Below are 19,231 nucleotides of genomic sequence, written 5' to 3'. Positions count from 1 at the left end.
GGCTTATGCCCCCATCCGCATGATGTCCTGGTATGCGGACAGCAGCTTGTTGCGGACCTGCAGCGTCGCCTCGAACGCTACCCCGGATTCCTGCCGCGCGACCATGACCTGCGCGATGTCGGTGACCTCGCCGCGCTCGTAAGCGGCGGCAAGTTCGCTGGCGCGGTTCTGGCTGGCGTTGACCTGCTCCAGCGCACCTTTCAGCGTCTCGCCGAACACGGGCTTGTCCGCCGCCGGAGCCACCGGCGTATCGGTAGCCTGCTGGAGCGCGCGCAACCCTTCGTTGCGATCGAGAATCTGCTGGCGCAGGGCAAGCACGCCCTGCAGGCCTGGCGCGCCGCCGACCGGGTTCATGCCCGGCCTCCCGCAGCAGCAACCAGACCGCTGTCCCGCATCTGGGCGAGGCGATAGCGCAGTGTCCGCTCGGAGATGCCGAGCCGCCGCGCCGTGTCGCCCCGGTGCCCGCCGCACTCGTCAAGGACGCGCTGGATCGCGTCGGCCTCGGAACGGAAAGCGATATCGGAGAGGTGGCCCGACCGGGTTTTCTGTGCCGGCGGACAGGCGGCATCATCCCCTACCGCCCGGGCTGGCGCATCAAAGCGGATATCGGCCGGGGCAATCAGGGGCCGGTCGCCTGCCAGCAGCAGAGCCCGCCGGATCACGTTTTCCAGTTCGCGCACATTGCCCGGCCAGGGGTGGACGCGCAGCATGGCCAGCGCTTCGGGCGCGATCCAGCGCGGCGTTGAGCCAGCACCGCCGTGACGCAGGAGCATGGCAAAGGCGAGCGGGGCAATGTCCTGCGGCCGGTCACGCAAGGCGGACAGGCGCAGGGGGAAGACATTGAGGCGATAATAAAGGTCCTCGCGGAACCGGCCGGCTTCGACCTCGCGGGGCAGGTGCCGGTTGGTACAGGCAACCACCCGCACATCGACCTTGACCGGGGCCGTGGCGCCCAGCGGCACGACCTCCCCTTCCTGCAGCGCGCGCAGCAGCTTGGACTGGAGCGCCAGCGGCAGTTCGCCGATTTCGTCGAGCAGCAGCGTGCCGCCATGGGCCGCGCGGAAGAAGCCTTCATGCGATTCGCTTGCGCCGGTGAAGGCGCCCTTGCGGTGGCCGAACAGCAGCGCCTCCAGCATGGCTTCAGGCATGGCGGCGCAATTGACCGCAACAAACGGCCCTTCGCTGCGGGGGCTGGCTGAATGGAGGAACCGCGCCAGCACTTCTTTGCCGGTACCGGTCGGTCCTTCGACCAGCACAGGGATCTCGCTGGCGGCAACCCGTTCGGCCAGGGCCAGCAAGGCCAGCGTGGCCGGATCGGCGGCAATCGGCATCCCGGCCGGAGCCATGGCTGCCAACAAGGCGGCACGGGTGCCATCGGCATCATGCGGATCGGGTGTGAAAGCCGTCAGCCCGCCGGCGTTGCGGGCAATGCCACCCAGGCACCCCTGGCCCACCACCACCACCGGAGTTCCGCCACGCCGGGGCGGCAGCGGTTCGTCATCGCAGCACAGAACGGGCGCATCATTGGCCAGTCCAGCCGGGAGGGAATGCAGGCTGGCGATCAGCGCCGGATGGCGCTGTCGCATCGTTTCTGTTGCTCTGTTGCGTATCATGACCCGACCCCTGTTAACCATTGCGCGGTGCTGAATGGGCCCGGGACGGGTAAAGGGTCGGAAATTTTACCCTAGGGCAAACTACCTATCAGGCAGACCCGGCAAGTGCCTGAAAAACCGGGCCTTAAAGCTGGTGGAGCAGGACCGTTCTGGACCGTGGCAGCCGCACAACAACCAGGGCTGCGGCAACCATCAAGGAGACCACCAATGGCAGTCATCAACAGCAACATCGCCGCGCTGAAAGCGTCGAACGCCTCCGTCGCCGCCGACAAGATGCTCGGTTCGGCGATGGAACGCCTCTCGACCGGCAAGCGCATCAACAGCGCCAAGGACGACGCCGCCGGCATGGCGATCGCTACCAGCATGACCGCGCAGGTGCGCGGCATGAACCAGGCAATCCGCAACGCCAACGACGGCATTGCCCTGGCCCAGACGGCAGAAGGTTCGATTAACGAAGTAACCAATATGCTTCAGCGCGTTCGTGAACTGGCCGTCCAGTCGTCGTCGGGTACCTATCAGGACGCGACCGACCGTGCTTATATGCAGGCTGAAGTCGATGAACTGACCGCGCAGATCGATCAGGTCATCACCAACACCGAATTCAACGGCGTGAAGCTGTTCGATGCCAGCACTGCCACGGTTACAGTCCAGGCCGGCGCAAACACCACCGACACGATCGATCTGACCATGGCCGATCTTACCGCGCTTTCGGCCAGCGGCGGCGCAGCCAGTTCCTATGACGTCTCGACCGCGACGGCTGCGAACACGCTGCTCGGCACGCTCGACACCGAGCTGGACACGATCAACAGCGCCCGCTCCACCCTGGGTGCAGGCCAGAACCGGCTGGAATCGGCCGTCAACAACCTGACCAACACTGTGACCAACCTGTCTGATGCCCGTTCGCGGATCGAAGATACCGATTATTCGGCGGAAACGACCGCGCTCGCCAAGGCACAGATCCTGAGCCAGGCCTCGACCGCGATGCTGTCGCAGGCCAACCAGAGCCAGCAGAACGTCCTCTCGCTGCTGCGTTAAGACCCGCCTGCCTGAACCCCTGGTGCCCGGCGTCTCCCATGGTGGAGGCGCCGGGTTTTCCCGTTATCCGGCGATGACCGGGATGGGCGCGATCACCGGCGCATGGCCCCAGTGGCGCAAGAGGCGCAAGACGTCGGCGCCCGCCAGGCCCAGGGTTCCGGTATTGCGCAAGGGGTGGACATTCATGCGGTCAGCCGCGGCGAGACCCGCGTCGATCACCACCGTGACAGAGCCTGGCGCGGCATTGATCATCGCCAGCGGCGTGACCGAACCCGGCGCAATCCCGATCAGCCGTGCCATGTCATCGGGCTTGCCGAAGCTGACCCGCTTGCAACCGATGGCGGCTGGCAGGGCCTTCAGGTCCACCCGCGCCTCTGCCGGAACGGTGACCAGCCAGAACGCGCCGCCGGTGTCCTTCAGGAACAGGTTCTTGGTGTGGCGGCCGGGGATATCCGCATCGACCCGGCTGCTTTGCTCGACAGTAAAGACTGCCTCGTGCTCGTGCGCGGCGAAGGGGACAACAAGCGACGCAAGGTCAGCCAGCAGTCCCGCCTCGCCGCGCATCAGCCGATCACGCGCCCTGGTGGATGCCGCAGATTTTGTGGCCGTCGAGGTCGCGGAAATAGCTCAGGTGCATCGGGCCCATGCTGCCGTTGCGCACGCCCGGCGCGCCTTCGATCGAGGTCGCGCCATTGGCCACCGCCACGTCGTGCAGTTCCTTGACCTTCTCGCCCGAGCCGCAGCGGAAGCCGATGGTCGAACCGTTGGCGCAGGTGGCCGGGTTGCCGTCAATCGGCTGAGTCAGCGCGAACACGCTGCCGTCATGGATGAAGAAATAGCGGACGTTGCCTTCGGCATCCTCGTTCCGCATCGGCTCCGGGCAACCGAGCACGCCCAGCACCTTGGCGTAGAAATCCTTCGACTTTTCAATGTCAGTGCAGCCGATCATGATGTGATTGAACATCGTACTCTCCCTTGTTGAACTTCAGAACACGACCACGCTGCGGATGCTTTCGCCCGCGTGCATCAGGTCAAACGCGGTGTTGATCTCTTCCAGCCCCATGACGTGAGTGATCATCGGATCGATCTGGATCTTGCCGGTCATGTACATGTCGACGATCTTGGGCACGTCGGTCCGGCCCTTGGCTCCGCCGAAGGCGGTGCCGCGCCAGTTGCGGCCCGTCACCAGCTGGAACGGACGGGTGGCGATTTCCTTGCCCGCTTCGGCCACGCCGATGATGATCGAGGTGCCCCAGCCGCGGTGGCAGGCTTCCAGCGCGGTGCGCATCACCTCGGTATTGCCGGTGGCATCGAAGGTGTAGTCCGCCCCACCGTCGGTCATTTCGACGATCCTGGCGACGGTTTCCTCGCGGCTCATGCCCTTGGAGTTGAGGAAGTGGGTCATGCCGAACCGGCGGCCCCACTCCTCGCGCGCCGGGTTGATATCGACCCCGACGATCAGGTTGGCGCCAGCCAGTCGCGCGCCCTGGATCACGTTGAGGCCGATTCCGCCGAGCCCGAACACCACGACATTGTCACCCACCTGCACCTTGGCGGTGTTGGTGACAGCACCCACCCCGGTCGTTACCCCGCAGCCGATGTAGCAGGCGGACTGGAACGGCGCGTCTTCACGGATCTTCGCCACGGCGATTTCCGGCAGGACGGTGAAGTTGCTGAACGTCGAGCAGCCCATGTAGTGGAAGATCGTCTGCCCCTTGTAACTGAACCGGCTGGTCCCGTCAGGCATCAGCCCCTTGCCCTGGGTGGCGCGGATCGCGGTACACAGGTTGGTCTTGCCGCTGAGGCACGACTTACACTGGCGGCATTCGGGGGTGTAGAGCGGGATCACGTGATCGCCCGGCTTCACGCTGGTCACGCCTGCGCCGACTTCGCGCACGATCCCGGCACCTTCATGGCCCAGAACGCTGGGAAAGATGCCCTCGGAATCGAAACCGTCGAGGGTGTAGGCGTCGGTGTGGCAGATGCCGGTCGCCATGATCTCGACCAGTACCTCACCGGCTTTGGGGCCTTCCAGGTCAAGCTCGACAATCTCGAGCGGCTGCTTGGCGGCAAAGGCTACGGCGGCCCTAGTCTTCATGGCTGGTCTTCATCGGCGATTCTCCCTCTTGCGCGAGGGATTGGCCGCGCCGCCGCGCCAAGGCAAGGGGCAAGCGCGCGCAAATCCACTCGCCCGGCGCCAGTCGGGGTGGTAAGATGCCGGAATGACTGCGAAACGTTCCCTGTTTGCCGCCTTGCTCGCGCTGTTCGCCGGGCCGCAGGCGGATGCAGGGCCGGTGCTGCAGTCCGAGATCATCGCCCGCTACGAGACATGGCAGGCGGCCAATACCCTGCCCGCGCTGGAGCTGGTCCCGGCAGGCCAGGCACCGCACACGCCGAACGGCTCGCGGATCGGCGGCCCGGTGTGGCTGCCGGATGGGGAAAGCTGGCCGGTCGATGCCGGAGGCAAGAGGATGACTTTCCTCGCCCAGATCGACTTTGCCGCCCTGCCGCCGCTGCCCGATTATCCCACCAGCGGCGTACTGCAGTTCTTCATCGCGCGCGACGACCTCTACGGCCTCAATTTCGAAAACCCGCAGCAGGGCGGCTTCAAGGTGATTTTCCGCGAGGATCTGACCACCCCGGGGCGCCTGGAGACCGGGCCGGTGACCGAGGGGCAGCGTTATGTCGACGATTTCTCGCCGCTGGATCCCGGCATCGTGCCGAAGGGCGTGGCGCTCACGGCGCAGCCCTTCACCCACCGGCCCGACATCGGCGTGTGGCAGTTCCATGAAGCGGTCGGAAAACACCTCGACACCGCCGCGCATGATGCGCTCTACGACCATATCAACACGCTTGATCCGCTGAAACAGAGCAACTGGCGTGTCGGCGGCCATCCGGAGTTCACCCAGTCCGACTGGCGCTACGAAACCGCATTCCGCGACGTTGACCGCGTGCTGCTGCACCTGTGGACCAGTGACGGGGTGCTGATGTGGGGCGACAGCGGCCAGGGGCACTTCGCCATCCGCCGCGAAGACCTGCTGAAGCGGGACTTCAGCAAGGTCTTCTACAACTGGGATTGCTACTAGGGGCGCTTATTCCCCTTCGTGCACGGTCTTGGCCACCATGCAGGCCATGACCCCTTCCATCCCGTCTTCGTGCCCGTGGCCCGACCACTTGACGCCGCCGAACGGCGCATCGACCGCGCTGACCGAGGGGTGATTGATCGCCAGCATCCCGGCCTCGATCTCTGCCGCCAGCCGGCTCCGCCGCGCGGGGCTGGAAGTCCAGGCATAAGCGGCGAGGCCGTAGGGCAGCCGGTTGGCTTCTTCGATCATCGCCTCTTCACCGGCATAGCGGTTGACGATCGCGACCGGGCCGAACGGCTCCTCCTGCATGATCTCGGCCGCCAACGGCACTTCGGCCAGCACGGTCGGCTGGAAGAAGAACCCCTGGTTGCCGATCCGCTCGCCCCCGCTTGCGACCACGGCGCCCTGATCGCGGGCGTCGCCCACCATGCGCTCGATCTGGTCCGGCCCGCGCGGGCTGGCCATCGGGCCCATCTTGCTGGCCGGATCCATCCCGTTGCCGACCGTGATGGCCTTGACCCGCTCGACAAAGCCGTCGCGGAATCGCTCGAATACCGGTTCCTCAACCAGGAAGCGAGTGGGGCTGACGCAGACTTGCCCGGCATTGCGGAAGGCATTGGGCACCATGGTGTCGAGCGCCTTGTCCACGTCGGCATCGGCAAACACCAGGATCGGGGCGTGGCCGCCCAGTTCCATCGTGGTGCGCTTGAGGTCTTCTGCCGCCAGCTTGGCCAGGTGCTTGCCGACCACGGTCGAGCCGGTGAAGCTCAGCTTGCGGATCACGGGCGAGCCGAGCAGGTGGCGGCTGACCATGTCCGGCACACCGAACACGCACTGGCACACTTCCGGCGGGCATCCGGCATCAAGCAGCGCCTGCACCACCGCAAGGCCGGTAGCGGGTGTTTCCTCTGAAGGTTTCACAATCACCGAACAGCCCGCCGCGACCGGCCCACCCACCTTGCGGGCAACATTGAGCGCGGGAAAGTTCCACGGAGCAAAGGCAGCAACCGGGCCAACCGGCTCGTAGCGCACTTCCGCCCGCTGGCCCGCCGGGCGCACCAGGGTGCGGCCATAGCTGCGCTTGCATTCCCCGGCGTAGAATTCGAACAGCATGGCAGAATAGATCACTTCGCCCTTCGCCTCGGCCAGCGGCTTGCCCTGTTCGCGGGTCAGGATCGCGGCGATGGCATCGACCCGCTCGCGCAGGAGCGCACCGGCCTTTTGCATCACCGCTGCGCGCTGCTCCGGCGCGGCCTTGCGCCAGCTGCGAAAGCCGGCCTGTGCATTGTCCAGAGCCACGTCGAGGTCAGCAGGCGTGGCCAGCGGCAAGGCCGCAATCGCTTCGCCGGTTGCGGGATCGAGTACGTCCTGCAGATCGCGGCCCTCGCCTGCGCGCTTCGTGCCGCCGATCAGCAGGTGCAACTGGGGATAGTCGGTCATTCGGAATCCTTTCGTGGGAGGCGGCCCATAGCAGCGCAAGCGTGCAGGTGCATGTTCATCTTCGATCAGCTAGACGTGTCAGCATGAAATTCGTTGCATTTGCTCTCGCCGCGCTGGCCGCAGCGTCGCCCTCGATCGCCCAGCCTTCTGCTGAGGCGGCCCTGTCACTCGACCAACGCACCGCGTTGCGCTGTGCGGCGACCTTTGCGCTGACCGCGCAGGCGCAAGCGCGCGGAGAAGCGTCCGCCGTGGCCCTGCCCCCCTTGGCCGAGCGTGGGCGCGAATACTTCGTGCGGTTCTCTGCCCGGCTGATGGACGATACGGGAATGGCCCGGGAACAGGTGGCCGCCTTGCTCGCCCGGGAAGCGCAGGCACTGGTCCAGAGCGGGGGTACCGCCAATGCGCTGCCCCCCTGCCTGACCTTGCTCGACCTGTCCGGAATCTAGGTCTGCATCCTGACCACAGACAATTGTGACAAGTCGGCTCGCACCGGGTGGACGCTGCCACTGCGATGCGGCAAGGAAGCCTGTCTATGTGGCACCTCTATCAATTTCCACTCTGCCCCTTCAGCCGCAAGGTCCGCCTGCTGATGAGCGAAAAGGGGATCGGCTACGAACTGTGGCGCGCCAATCCGTGGGACGGCAGCGAAGATTTCTGGCGCCTCAATCCGGCCGGGCGCACCCCCGTGCTGCGTGACGAGGCGAAAGACCTGACGCTGTGCGACAGCGGGGCCATCTGCGAATACTTGGAAGAAACCGTTGACCGGGTGCCCATGATCAACGGCACCGCTGCCAGCCGGGCGGAAATCCGCCGGCTGGTCGCCTTGTTCGACGAGAACTTCTTCCTCGATGTCACCATGCCGCTGCTGCATGAAAAGATGAAGAAGCGGATCGTGATGCGCCAGCCGCCCAATGGCGGGATCCTGCGCGAAGCGATGAAGGCGGCGCATATCCACCTGGAATATATCGACTGGCTGCGCATGAACCGCCCGTGGCTGGCAGGGGCCCAGATGAGCCTGGCCGACCTTGCTGCCGCAGCGCAGATCTCGGTCGCCGACTATCTTGGCGGGATCGACTGGGCCGGGCACGAACAGGCGCACGACTGGTATCTGACACTGAAGTGCCGCCCCAGCTTCCGCCCGCTGCTGGCCGAGCGGATGGAAGTGATCCAGCCGCCGCTCCATTACTCCAATCCCGACGGTTGAGCAGCGCAGGCCCGACCCCCATATCGGGCGCCAGAGGAGACCGGCAATGACCGAACCAAAGCAGTTGACCGAGGCGGAGTGGCGCGCACGGCTCAGCCCGGAGCAGTTCCACATCCTGCGCGAAAAGGGCACCGAGCGCGCCTATACCGGCCAGTATGACAAGCATTATGATGCCGGCGAGTATTACTGTGCCGGATGCGGCCAGAAGCTGTTCGAAAGCGATGCCAAATACAACAGTGGCTGCGGCTGGCCCGCGTTTACCCGCCCGGCCGAAGGCGATGCCGTGGCGGAACACCGCGACGTGTCGTTCGGCATGATCCGCACCGAAGTGACCTGCTCGGCCTGTGACGGACATCTCGGCCATGTCTTTCCCGATGGCCCGCCGGACCAGGGCGGCCTGCGCTATTGCATCAACAGCGCAGCAATCGAGTTCGTGCCGGAGGACAATTGATTCTGCCCCGTTCACGCGGGGTTAGAACTCGCCTATGCACGGGTGATGGATTGCGCGCCTTGCGGCGCCTGACGGTTGCAGGGTGAATGGCAAAACGAGGGAGCAGGCGGCGGGCAGCTGCCAGGCCGGACAAAGCAAAGCCGGAGCGAACCGGCTGGCGGCTATGGCTGCGCCGGGCCCTGCTGTGGGGCCTGGGGCTGGCCTTGCTCGGGCTGCTGTTCCTCGGCGTATCGGTGCTGTTTGCGGCGCGCTCGCTGCCCACCTATGCTGACCTCAAGGCGACCCAGCCCGGCCAGACCATCGTGGTTCGCGCACGGGATGGCACCGAGCTGATCGCGCTGGGCCCCAGCTATGGCGAATGGCTCGATTCCAGCGAAATCCCGCAAGTGATGAAGGATGCGATGATCGCGGTCGAGGACCGGCGTTTCCATTCGCATTTCGGGATCGACCCGGTGCGCACCACCGGCGCGATCATCGAAGGCCTGACCGGCGACGACCGGATCGGCGGCACCTCGACCATATCGCAGCAGCTGGCCCGCAACGTCTTCCTCAATTCCAACCGCACGCTTGACCGCAAGCTGCGCGAAGCCGTGCTGGCAATGGCGCTGGAATGGAAGTTCTCCAAGGAACAGATCCTCGAACTCTACCTCAACAAGGTCTATTTCGGCGGCGGTGCCTACGGCATCGATTCCGCCAGCCGCCGGTTTTTCAGCCATCCTGCCACTGAGCTTTCAACCGGTGAGGCTGCGATCATCGCCGGGCTGGTCAAGGCACCGAGCCGCTATTCGCCCACGGCCGATGTGCAGGCTGCGGTTGACCGTGCGCAGGTCGTGCTCCGGCTGATGAAGGAACAGGGCAAGATCGCGCCCGACGCCAGCGTCGATCCCTCGGCAGTCAACCTGAAGCGGGAAGAAGGCCAGAACTCGGTCCGCTATTTCACTGACTGGGCCCTGCCCCAGCTCGATCTGCTGCTACCTGAAACGTTTGAACCGATCGAAGTGTGGACCACGCTTGACGTCGGAATGCAGCGCGCGGCGACGGCCTCGGTCCAGGCCAATACGCCCGGCGGCGCACAAGGCGCGCTGGTCAGCCTTGACCGGGATGGGGCAGTGCTCGCGCTGGTGGGCGGGACGGACTACGTCCAGACCAACTACAACCGCGCCACCGATGCGCTGCGCCAGCCGGGTTCTGCCTTCAAGCTGTTTGTCTATCTCGCCGCGCTCGAGGCGGGCTATACGCCGGACGACAAGGTGGTCGATACCCCGGTCACCATCGACGGCTGGAGCCCGCGCAACTCCAGCGGGGGCAATGCTGGCGAGACCAACCTGCGCACCGCGTTTGCGCTGTCGATCAACACGGTCGCGGCGCAGCTGGGCAACGAAGTGGGCTTCGGCACCGTAGCCTCGATGGCGCGGCGCTTCGGCATCACTTCGGAGGTATCCACCTTCCCTTCGATGGTTCTGGGCAGCAGCGAAGTCCGCCTGATCGACATGACCCGCGCCTTCGCGGCGGTTTCGGCCAAGGGCAATTCGGTCGAACCTTATGGCATCATCCGGGTGACGACCGGCGACGGGCGCACCATTTACCGGCACGACAAGAAGGAAGCGGTGCAGCTTGTGCCCGACTATGTCGCCGCCGGGATGACCGACCTGCTGCAGAGCGCCGTTGCCACCGGCACCGGACGGGCGGCGCAGATCGGGCGGCCGGTTGCCGGCAAGACCGGTACCACCAGCTCCAACAAGGACGGCTACTTCGTCGGCTTTTCGAGCGGCATCACCACGGGCGTGTGGATGGGGCGCGACGACAACAAGGCGGTGGGCGGGCTGCAGGGCGGCCGCGCCCCGGCTCAGGCCTTTGCCGCCTATATGCGCTATGCGGTGAAGGACCGGCCGGTCGAGGAGTTCGATACCGAGCTCACCCTGCCCGAATGGCAGCTCGAACCGGACGACGAGTTCTATTACGGCGACCCGGGCGAATATTATTATATCGACGAGCAGGGCAACCTGGTGGAGCCTGGCACGGGTGAGGATGAGTCAGGGGGCCAGCGCCAGCCGCCCTTCCCGATCGAGGGCGAGATCGGCCCCGCGCTGGACCGCCCCCGCCCGCCGGTCACTTTGCCCGGTCGCGCGCCGCCGCCGTCCGGCTCCGCCGCCAGCGATGATTTCCTGGAGCAGGCGACGGGACGCGGCGACCCTCCTGTCCGGGCACCGCCTCCCCGGCAGGTCGCGCCTCCGCAACCGCGCCAGACGACGCCCCCGCCGGCAGGATCGCAATAAAGAAAAACCCCCGCCAGACGATTTGTCCGGCGGGGGTTTTCTGTTCAATTGTTCCGTGATCAGCGCAGGCGAACGGCGCGATAGACCGGCGGGGCACCGCGACGCTGGAATTGCAGCAGCACCGCATTGCGCCCGGCGGCTTCGGCCTCACGGATGATCGCCTCCAGCGCGGCAGCATTCGGCACCGGGCGGTAATTCGCCGTCAGGATCACGTCGCGCCGGGCCAGGCCCTTGGCCGCGGAGTCCGAACTGGGATCGACGGCTGCAATCGCCAGACCCTGGGTGTCCGGCGCAATGCCCAGCTGGCGGGCGATGGCCGGCGTGATCTCGACTACGCCGAGGCCCAGCTTCTGGCTGATGACATCACTCATCGATGCGTCCGGCGAAGCTGGCTCTTCCTCGCTTTCGTCCTGGCTGAACATCTGGCTCTGGCGCAATTGTTCCTCGCTCGGACGGCGCCCGGCGGTCACGTTCAGCGAGCGCCGTTCACCATTGCGCAGCAGCACGACCGGGACACTTTCGCCGGGGCGAATATTGGCAATCAGGAAAGACAGCGTCTGGTCCGGGGTCACGTCCTTGCCGCCAACGGTCAGGATGATGTCGCCCGCCTTGATCCCGGCCTTGTCGGCTGCCTCGCCAGGCGAGACCATCTGCACGATCTCGCCGCGGTTCTTGGCGAGGCCCAGCGAGGCCGCGAGGTCTTCCGTTACCGGCTGGATCGATACACCAAGATAACCGCGCTCGATTTCTTCCCCGTCACGCAGCTTGGCCACGATCGGCGCGGCCACTTCCGCCGGGATCGCAAAACCGATGCCGACACTGCCGCCGGTCGGCGAGATGATCGCATTGTTCACCCCGATCACCTTGCCCTGCATGTCGAACAGCGGCCCGCCCGAGTTGCCCCGGTTGATGCTGGCGTCGGTCTGCAGATAGCGGTCGTAGGCACCGCCACCGGTATTGCGCAGCACCGAGGAAATGATCCCCGAGGTAACCGTGCCGCCCAGGCCGAAGGGGTTGCCGATGGCAATCACCCAGTCGCCCACGCGCGCTTCGCCGGATTCGCCGAATTCGACGAACGGGAACGGCTGAGCGCGGGCGATCTTGAGCACTGCCAGGTCCGACTGGGCATCGGCACCCACCAGTTCGGCATCGTATTCGGTGCCGTCAGGCATGGTCACGGTGATCTGTTCGACCGTGCCGCGCCCGTTCGGGGCGACCACGTGGTTGTTGGTGACGACATAGCCGTCAGCCGAGATGATGAACCCCGAGCCAAGCGACTGCGCTTCGCGGGTAATCGGTGCCTGCCCCTGCGGGCCGCCCCGCTGGCCGAACAGGTCGGCAAAGGGCGTTCCGGCGAACGGGTTGCCGCTCACCTCGACCCGCTGGCGGGTGGAAATGTTGACCACCGCCGGCTGGAGCTGCGCGGTCAGGTCGGCGAAGCTTTCCGGCGCACCGGCACGGGGCACGATCTGCGCCATGTGGCGCTCGTCATTCTGTGCGACCTGCGCACCGGCCGGCTGGCCGGTGATGAGGGAAACAGTGGCGCCGCCGAGCAGCAGCGCCGTGGTCACTCCATAAGCGTACTTCACGGGCTTCACGTCCTCTCGTTCCTTTCCTTGCCGACATCTGCGGCAACCAAAGCTGATGCAGGCGGCCACCTAATTGGCCCCGGGCTGAACCGCGATTGAACGAACGCCAGGCGTTCGCTCAACCGTCAACGCTGGCCGCGGAACTGCCGCAGGTATTCGTTGTCGGGCGACAGGATGATGCTGCTTTCGCCCTTGCCTTCGCCCGGCCCGAACGTCGCGTCATAGCTCTGCATGGCCCGGTAGAAGTCGTAGAAGTTCGCATCCTTGCCATAGCTGTTGGCATAAATGCGGGCGGCCTCTGCATCGGCCTCGGCGCGAATCACGCGTGCCGCGCGGTCGCCTTCGGCACGGATGGCCTCGGCCTCGCGTTCGCGTTCGGTGCGCATCCGCACGAAGGCGGATTCCAGCGGACGTCCTTCGGGCAGGTCGGTCCGGGCGATCCGCACGTCGATGATCTGGGCACCATATTCGCGGGCCTGTTCGTCCAGCTTGCGCCGGATGTTGACCATCGCATCGCCGCGTTCAGCCGTCAGCAGCGAAGCAAACGAGCGCCGCCCCAGTTCCTGCCGCAGGACCGAGATCAGCACCGGTTCGAGCTGGCGGATAACACCGTCCGTGGTGCCGGCCGCACGGACCGTCTGGACCGGATCGATGATGCGGAAACGGGCATAAGCATCCACCTTCAGGCGCTGCTGGTCACTGGTCAGCACTTCCTGCGGCTGCATGGTGACGTTCAGCACCTTGCGGTCGATCCGCTGGACGCGGTCCACCACCGGAATGCGGAAATAGAGGCCGGCCCCGGCTTCACCAAAGTTCCGGTCAGGCGCGAAGCGGTTGACCACGCTGACCGGCTGACCAGCGCGGATGATGACCGCCTGCTCGTCTTCCGGCACCACGAACAGCGAGGACAGCACCAGCACCAGCAGCACGCCAACGGCGATGATCGAGCGCTTGTGATCTTGCCACAGGGTTTCCATCACTTACTGCTCCCTTGCCGGTGTGGGCGTGGGCGCGGCTGCGGCGGCTGCCGGCCGCTCCTGCGCGCGCTTGCGGATTTCGGGCAGCGGCAGATAGGTCGTCACCCCGCCAGTCTCGACCACGGTCTTGTCGGTTTCGCGCAGCACCCGCTCCATGGTTTCGTAATAGAGGCGCTGGCGGGTGACCTCGGGAGCAAGGCGGTACTGTTCGTAGACCTTGTCGAAGGCTTCGGTTTCACCCTCGGCCTGCGAAAGGATGCGCTGGGCCGTGGCGCGCGAACGGTTCATCGCCGCATTGGCATCCTGTTCAGCCACCGAAACGTCACGGAAGGCATCGAGCACTTCGCCCGGCGGGTCGGTCTTGTTGATGTCGACCCCCTGGATGGTCACGCCCGACCGATAGGCATCGAGCAGCGCCTGCATCCGGCGCATCACCCGTTCCTCGATATCGGCACGGCCAGCGCCAGAAAAAGTCTGGTCAAGGGTCTTTTCCGCCACGGCCGCGCGCATGGCGGATTCGGCGACATCCTTGATCGTGGTCAGCGGATCGTCGAGCTGGAAACGGAACAGGCGCAGGTCCTTGATGTTCCAGCGGATGATGTAGGACACGTTGGCGAGGTTCTGGTCACCGGTCAGGATCAGCTTCTGCTCGGTCCCTTCCGGAATCCGCTCCAGCCGGATCTCGCGCACGTCTTCCCGGTCCACCTGGTGGATCGGATAGGGCATGGTGATGTTGAAACCCGGTTCCAGCGTGTGGCTGTATTTTCCGCCGAGCCAGGTGACGATGGCCTGTTCCCGCGGAGCGATCTGATGCGCCATCGATACCAGCAGGCCGACCGAGACGATCCCGACGACCAGAACAGGCAACCAGCTGCCGCCACCGGGGCGACGGGGCAGATTGAAGTTGGGGCCCCGCGGGCCGCCGGTGCGGCGCGGACCTTCAGGACCACGGTTCTTGAAGATGTCCTCGATATTGGCGGACCGGCGCGGGCCGTCCCCACCACCGGGGAGCCAGGGGTTGCGTGGCCCCTTCTTGTCGCCGCCTGTAGCGGGGCCGGAACCGGAATCGCCGCCCTCGCCACCGGGCCCCTGTCCATCAGAGCCGCCGCCGGAGCTACCGCCCCACGGGCTCTTGCCAGCCATCGCTACCCCGAAACGTTTTCTCAAACCGTCCAACATATCCATGCGTTCCCTTATAGGTGGCGATTGGCGGAAAAACAGGGGTGGCAGGCGGGAAATTGGTGCTAGGGAGCCCTCGCCATGGACGACAACCCCCTGAGACAGCAGTTGCCCGCCTCTATCGAAGCGCGGGTAAAGTCGCTCAAGCAGACCGGCGGCCGCGTGATTGCCGTACTTGATGCCACCGGCCTGACGCCCGACGCGCGGGACGGGCTGGAAGCTGCGGTGAAGGACCTGCTGACGACCCAGCCGGGGGTGGAGGAAGTCCGCGTGGCCATGATGGCCGACCGGCCAAGCCGCACCATCATCGCGGTCGGCTCGGGCAAGGGCGGGGTCGGCAAGTCGACGCTGACGGCCAACCTGGCGGTGGCGCTCACCCGCCTCGGCCACAAGGTCGGGCTGGTCGATGCCGATATCTACGGCCCGTCGCAGCCGACCATCCTTGGCAATGTCGGCGAACGCCCCGTGGCGCACGACGAAAAGCTGGTCCCGGTTTCGAGCCGCTGGGGTGTGCCGGTGCTTTCGATGGGGCACCTGGTCGAAGCGGGCAAGGCGCTGGCCTGGCGCGGCCCGATGGCGGGCAATGCGCTTGGGCAGCTGATCGACGCGCACTGGGGCGACGCCGAGTTCATCCTCGTCGACCTCCCCCCGGGGACGGGCGACGTGCAGCTCTCCATGTTGCAGAAGCATAAGCCGGCCGGCGCGGTGATCGTTTCCACTCCGCAGGATTTGGCACTGATCGATGCGCGCCGCGCGATGCAGCTGTTCGAGACCGGCGGGGTGCCGATTCTCGGGCTGGTCGAAAACATGGCCGGATATGCCTGCCCCCACTGCGGCGAAGTGAGCGACCCGTTCGGACAGGGCGGCGTCGAAAGTGCGGCACAGGCGCTTTCCCTGCCGTTCCTTGGTCGGATTCCGCTGACCATCGCCATTCGTGAAGCAGGTGATGCAGGAACGCCCCCTGCTGCGGGTGAAGGGCCGGAAGCGGATGCGTTCCGAGCGATTGCCGAACGGATGCTGGCCTCGCTCAAGGGCGCGCATGGCTGACCTGAGGGTCAGCCGCCGGGGCGTGCTGGTTGGCGCTGCCGTTGGCGGCGGCCTGCTGGTTGCCTGGGGGCTGATGCCGCGCACCTATTCAACCCCGCTCACACCGGTGGAGGGGGAATACGCCTTTGGCGCCTGGCTCAAGATCGCGCGCGACGGGGTGGTCACGGTGGCCGTGCCCCAGCTGGAGATGGGCCAGGGCGTCACCACCCTGATCCCGCAGATTGTCGCGATGGAACTTGGGGCGGACTGGCGCCAGGTGGCGGTCGAGCCGGCCCCGGTCAGCGGCGCTTATGCCAACGTCCCGCTGGCGCGGCGGTGGGCACCGCTGTGGATGCCGTTTTTCCCGGCGCTGGCCGATGACGACCTGCTTGCGGCCCGGTTCGCCCAGGTCAGCCGCTTCACCGCTACCGCTGCGGGGACCACGCTTTCGGCCTACGAATCCGAATGCCGCGCCGCCGCTGCCAGTGCGCGGGCCGTCCTGTGCATGGCCGCCGCTGAACGGTGGGGCGCGCGCTGGGAAGAATGCAGCGCCGCGGACGGTTTCGTGACGCTTGGCGCAGAGCAACTCAGCTTTGCCGAACTGGCCGAAGCGGCGGCGGGCTTCGAACCCCCCGATCCGCCGCCGCTCCGCACCGAACCGCCGCGCGAAGTACCGCTGGCGGGGGAAGCGGAGCAGCCGACCGCCTTTCCCCGGCTGGATGGCCCGGCCAAGGTCGATGGCACTTTCCTGTTCGCGGGCGACGTGCGCCTGCCCGACATGGTCTATGCCGCGATCCGCCATGGCCCCCTGCCCCAGGCCGAACTGACCGACTTCGAAGCGGTGCGCACGCCGGGACTGGTCCGGCTGGTCAACGGCAAACGCTGGCTGGCGGCCGTGGCCAGCAACTGGTGGGCGGCCGAGCAGGCGCTGGACGCCATGGCGCCGCGTTTCCAGGTAACCGGGCCGCTCGACGGCGACCGGATCGACGCCGCGCTCGAAACCGCCTTGACGGAAGGGAACGCAGTCCGGATCGCCACCCGCGGCGAAGGCGACACCGCGATGGGGGAGCCGAGCCTGACCTTGCGCTACGAAGTCGCCCCGGCGGTCCATGCCACGCCCGAAACCGCCAGCGCCACCGCGCGGCTGGTGGACGGCAGGCTGGAACTGTGGCTGGCCAGCCAGGCACCGGAACGGGCACGGGTCGCAGCGGCCGAGGCCCTTGGCCTCTCGCTCGATGACGTGGTGCTCTATCCCATGCCGGCCGGGGGCAGTTTCGACCGGCGGCTGGAACACGATCACGCGATCGAGGCGGCATTGCTGGCACGCGAATGCTCGCCGCAGCCGGTGCAACTGGTCTGGTCTCGCTGGCAGGAAATGCTGGCTGGCCGGCCGCGTGCCCCGGCGAAGGCGCTGCTCTCGGCCAAACTGAGCGGTGATGGCACGATTGCCGACTGGCGCGCCCGGATTGCGATGCCCGCCACCGCGCGCGAATGGGGTGCACGGCTGTTTGCCAACCGGACCACCTGGGCCGCAGTTGACGACGCCCGCGGCGAGGCGGACCCCTTTGCCGTTGAAGGCGCGCTACCGCCCTATGCCATCGCCAACGTGGCGGTCGATCACGTACCCGCCACGGTGCATCTGCCGACCGGGCGGATGCGCGGCGGAGCCGATGCGGTGACGGCATTCTTCACCGAGAGCTTCATCGACGAAATCGCCAGCCGCTATCAGCGAGAGCCGCTGTCCTATCGCATAGCCATGCTGGGCGATGATCCGCGCATGGTCACCTGCCTGCAAAGCGCCGCCCGTCTGGCGCAGTGGGATGCCGGCCGTGACCAGAGCGGCCAGGGGCTCGCCTGCCACCGCATGGGCGACAGCGCCACGGGGGGGCGAATTGCCTGCATCGCCACGGCCCGCGCAGGCGAAGGCGGCGTGCGCGTGACCCGGCTGACCGCTGCGGTGGACATCGGCCGGATCGTCAATATCGAGCTGGCCCGCCAGCAGATCGAAGGCGGGCTGGTGTTCGGGCTATCGCTCGCCGTCGGGGCGTCCACAAGCTATCGGGATGGATTGCCAACCAGCCAGCGGCTCGGCTCTCTCGCCCTCCCACGCTTGCAGGACTGTCCGGAAGTGCTAGTCGAGTTCATCGCCAGCGAGGCAGAACCGTTCGATCCCGGTGAACTGGGTGTGACGGTTGCCGCCCCGGCCATCGCCAACGCTCTTTATTCCGCCACCGGCTTGCGGTTTCGCCGTCTGCCCCTGATATCCGAGGGACTATGACCTGGCAGCCCCAAGCCCTTCCTGAGAGCCACCCCCGTGTCGGAAGCGGCCGGATCGGTGTGCTCGTCGTCAATCTCGGTACGCCGGATGCGCCCGATACCACTTCTGTCCGGCGGTACCTGAAGGAATTCCTGTCCGACAAGCGGGTGGTGGAGATACCTTCGCTGGTGTGGCAGCCGATCCTGCGCGGCATCATCCTCAACACCCGTCCGCAGAAAAGCGCCCGCGCCTACAGCAAGGTCTGGACCGAGCAGGGCTCTCCCCTCGCCGCCATTACCCGCGCCCAGGCCGAAGGCTTGCAGGCCCGGCTGGGTGGCGGAGTCATCGTCCGCTGGGCCATGCGTTATGGCAAACCGGCCATTGGCGACGAGTTGCAGGCCCTGATGGATGCCGGGTGCGACCGCATTCTGCTTGCCCCGCTCTACCCGCAGTATAGTGGCGCAACGACCGCGACGGTTGTGGACAAGGCTGCGGACAAGCTGCGGGAAATGCGCTGGCAGACCAGCCTTCGCACTCTGCCCCCCTACCACGATGACCCCACCTATATCGGGGCGCTGGCGCAGGATCTGGCCACGCAGATTGACGCACTCGACTTCGTCCCGGAAGTGCTGCTGCTCAGTTTCCACGGCATGCCCGAGCGCACGCTCCACCTGGGCGATCCCTATCACTGTCATTGCCGCAAGACCGCCCGCCTGCTTGAAGAAGCGATGGCCCGGCCGGGACTGCGCTTCGTCACCACCTTCCAGTCCCGCTTCGGGCGCGCCAAGTGGCTCGAACCCGCGACGGACGACATGCTGGAGGAGCTGGCCCAAGGCGGCACCCGGCGCATGGCAGTGGCGATGCCCGGTTTTTCGGCCGATTGCCTCGAAACGCTGGAAGAAATCGCGATGGAAGGCCGCGAGACCTTCATGGAAGCCGGCGGCGAACAGTACGCGGCACTGGCCTGCCTGAACACCGGCGAACCGGGAATGGCGATGCTGGAAACGATCATCCGGCGCGAACTGGCCGGATGGCTTACGCCGGACGGCTGAGGCACGAAAGCGCTTGAGCATTGCCATTCACACGTTACTTACATTC

Annotated in this window: 18 protein-coding genes; 9 read left to right on the top strand and 9 right to left on the bottom strand. The window is 66.2% G+C overall.

Annotated elements, in window-relative coordinates:
• Positions 1-3: 3 nt before the first annotated feature.
• A complete protein-coding gene (gene fliE / locus U4960_RS06445) occupies positions 4-354 on the bottom strand; it encodes a flagellar hook-basal body complex protein FliE (protein WP_324262743.1) in 351 nt (116 codons plus the stop codon).
• Positions 351-1,613, bottom strand: a complete 1,263-nt coding sequence (locus U4960_RS06440; RefSeq protein WP_324262742.1) for a sigma-54 interaction domain-containing protein — start codon at positions 1,611-1,613, stop codon at positions 351-353. The genes fliE and U4960_RS06440 overlap by 4 nt, the downstream gene beginning before the upstream one ends.
• Before the next feature lie 207 nt (positions 1,614-1,820).
• On the opposite strand from U4960_RS06440, the gene U4960_RS06435 reads away from it, so the two are divergent.
• Positions 1,821-2,648, top strand: a complete 828-nt coding sequence (locus U4960_RS06435; protein ID WP_324262741.1) for a flagellin — start codon at positions 1,821-1,823, stop codon at positions 2,646-2,648.
• Between the two features lie 63 nt (positions 2,649-2,711).
• Here U4960_RS06435 and U4960_RS06430 read toward each other — a convergent pair whose 3' ends face one another.
• From U4960_RS06430 to U4960_RS06420, 3 genes are read right to left on the bottom strand one after another with little or no spacing between them, the layout of a single operon-like run.
• Positions 2,712-3,212: a prolyl-tRNA synthetase associated domain-containing protein gene (locus U4960_RS06430; RefSeq protein ID WP_324262740.1), complete on the bottom strand. Its 501-nt coding sequence runs from the start codon at positions 3,210-3,212 to the stop codon at positions 2,712-2,714.
• Between the two features lie 7 nt (positions 3,213-3,219).
• The gene (locus U4960_RS06425) at positions 3,220-3,612 is read right to left on the bottom strand and encodes a VOC family protein (RefSeq protein WP_324262739.1); all 393 of its coding nucleotides are present in this window, start codon (positions 3,610-3,612) and stop codon (positions 3,220-3,222) included.
• A gap of 21 nt (positions 3,613-3,633) precedes the next feature.
• The gene (locus U4960_RS06420) at positions 3,634-4,746 is read right to left on the bottom strand and encodes an S-(hydroxymethyl)glutathione dehydrogenase/class III alcohol dehydrogenase (protein WP_324262738.1); all 1,113 of its coding nucleotides are present in this window, start codon (positions 4,744-4,746) and stop codon (positions 3,634-3,636) included.
• A 124-nt stretch (positions 4,747-4,870) separates the two neighbouring features.
• Between U4960_RS06420 and U4960_RS06415 the strand changes: the two genes are divergently transcribed.
• Positions 4,871-5,734, top strand: a complete 864-nt coding sequence (locus tag U4960_RS06415) for a YwqG family protein (protein WP_324262737.1) — start codon at positions 4,871-4,873, stop codon at positions 5,732-5,734.
• Positions 5,735-5,740: 6 nt separating this feature from the next.
• Here U4960_RS06415 and U4960_RS06410 read toward each other — a convergent pair whose 3' ends face one another.
• On the bottom strand, positions 5,741-7,174 hold the full coding sequence (locus tag U4960_RS06410; protein WP_324262736.1) for an NAD-dependent succinate-semialdehyde dehydrogenase: 1,434 nt from the start codon (positions 7,172-7,174) through the stop codon (positions 5,741-5,743).
• An 83-nt stretch (positions 7,175-7,257) separates the two neighbouring features.
• Between U4960_RS06410 and U4960_RS06405 the strand changes: the two genes are divergently transcribed.
• The 4 genes from U4960_RS06405 (at position 7,258) to U4960_RS06390 (ending at position 11,105) form a co-directional block, all read left to right on the top strand.
• Complete coding sequence (locus U4960_RS06405; RefSeq protein ID WP_324262735.1) at positions 7,258-7,620, top strand: hypothetical protein; 363 nt, start codon at positions 7,258-7,260, stop codon at positions 7,618-7,620.
• Positions 7,621-7,706: 86 nt separating this feature from the next.
• Complete coding sequence (locus U4960_RS06400; RefSeq protein WP_324262734.1) at positions 7,707-8,378, top strand: glutathione S-transferase family protein; 672 nt, start codon at positions 7,707-7,709, stop codon at positions 8,376-8,378.
• Positions 8,379-8,424: 46 nt separating this feature from the next.
• Positions 8,425-8,829, top strand: coding sequence for a peptide-methionine (R)-S-oxide reductase MsrB (msrB, locus tag U4960_RS06395; RefSeq protein ID WP_324262733.1), 405 nt, complete (start codon positions 8,425-8,427; stop codon positions 8,827-8,829).
• A gap of 86 nt (positions 8,830-8,915) precedes the next feature.
• Entirely contained in the window at positions 8,916-11,105 is a 2,190-nt protein-coding gene (locus U4960_RS06390; RefSeq protein ID WP_324262732.1) for a transglycosylase domain-containing protein, read from the top strand.
• Between the two features lie 59 nt (positions 11,106-11,164).
• Here the strand turns inward: U4960_RS06390 and U4960_RS06385 are convergent, their stop codons facing one another.
• From U4960_RS06385 to hflK, 3 genes are all read right to left on the bottom strand, one after another.
• Positions 11,165-12,694 (bottom strand): Do family serine endopeptidase, encoded by a 1,530-nt coding sequence (locus U4960_RS06385; protein WP_324262731.1) that lies wholly within the window; start codon positions 12,692-12,694, stop codon positions 11,165-11,167.
• A 125-nt stretch (positions 12,695-12,819) separates the two neighbouring features.
• Positions 12,820-13,671: a protease modulator HflC gene (hflC, locus tag U4960_RS06380; RefSeq protein WP_324263073.1), complete on the bottom strand. Its 852-nt coding sequence runs from the start codon at positions 13,669-13,671 to the stop codon at positions 12,820-12,822.
• Between the two features lie 3 nt (positions 13,672-13,674).
• Positions 13,675-14,856, bottom strand: a complete 1,182-nt coding sequence (hflK, locus tag U4960_RS06375) for a protease modulator HflK (protein ID WP_324262730.1) — start codon at positions 14,854-14,856, stop codon at positions 13,675-13,677.
• Between the two features lie 75 nt (positions 14,857-14,931).
• Here hflK and U4960_RS06370 point away from each other — a divergent pair, with 75 nt between their 5' ends.
• From U4960_RS06370 to hemH, 3 genes are read left to right on the top strand one after another with little or no spacing between them, the layout of a single operon-like run.
• Positions 14,932-15,897, top strand: coding sequence for an Mrp/NBP35 family ATP-binding protein (locus tag U4960_RS06370; RefSeq protein WP_324262729.1), 966 nt, complete (start codon positions 14,932-14,934; stop codon positions 15,895-15,897).
• Positions 15,890-18,154, top strand: coding sequence for a xanthine dehydrogenase family protein molybdopterin-binding subunit (locus U4960_RS06365; protein WP_324262728.1), 2,265 nt, complete (start codon positions 15,890-15,892; stop codon positions 18,152-18,154). Before U4960_RS06370 ends, U4960_RS06365 begins: the two co-directional genes overlap by 8 nt.
• Entirely contained in the window at positions 18,151-19,185 is a 1,035-nt protein-coding gene (gene hemH / locus U4960_RS06360) for a ferrochelatase (protein WP_324262727.1), read from the top strand. Before U4960_RS06365 ends, hemH begins: the two co-directional genes overlap by 4 nt.
• Positions 19,186-19,231 lie beyond the last annotated feature (46 nt).

Source organism: Altererythrobacter sp. H2 (assembly GCF_035319885.1).
Taxonomy (GTDB): Bacteria; Pseudomonadota; Alphaproteobacteria; order Sphingomonadales; family Sphingomonadaceae; genus 34-65-8.
This window is presented reverse-complemented; position numbering and strand designations above follow the sequence as displayed.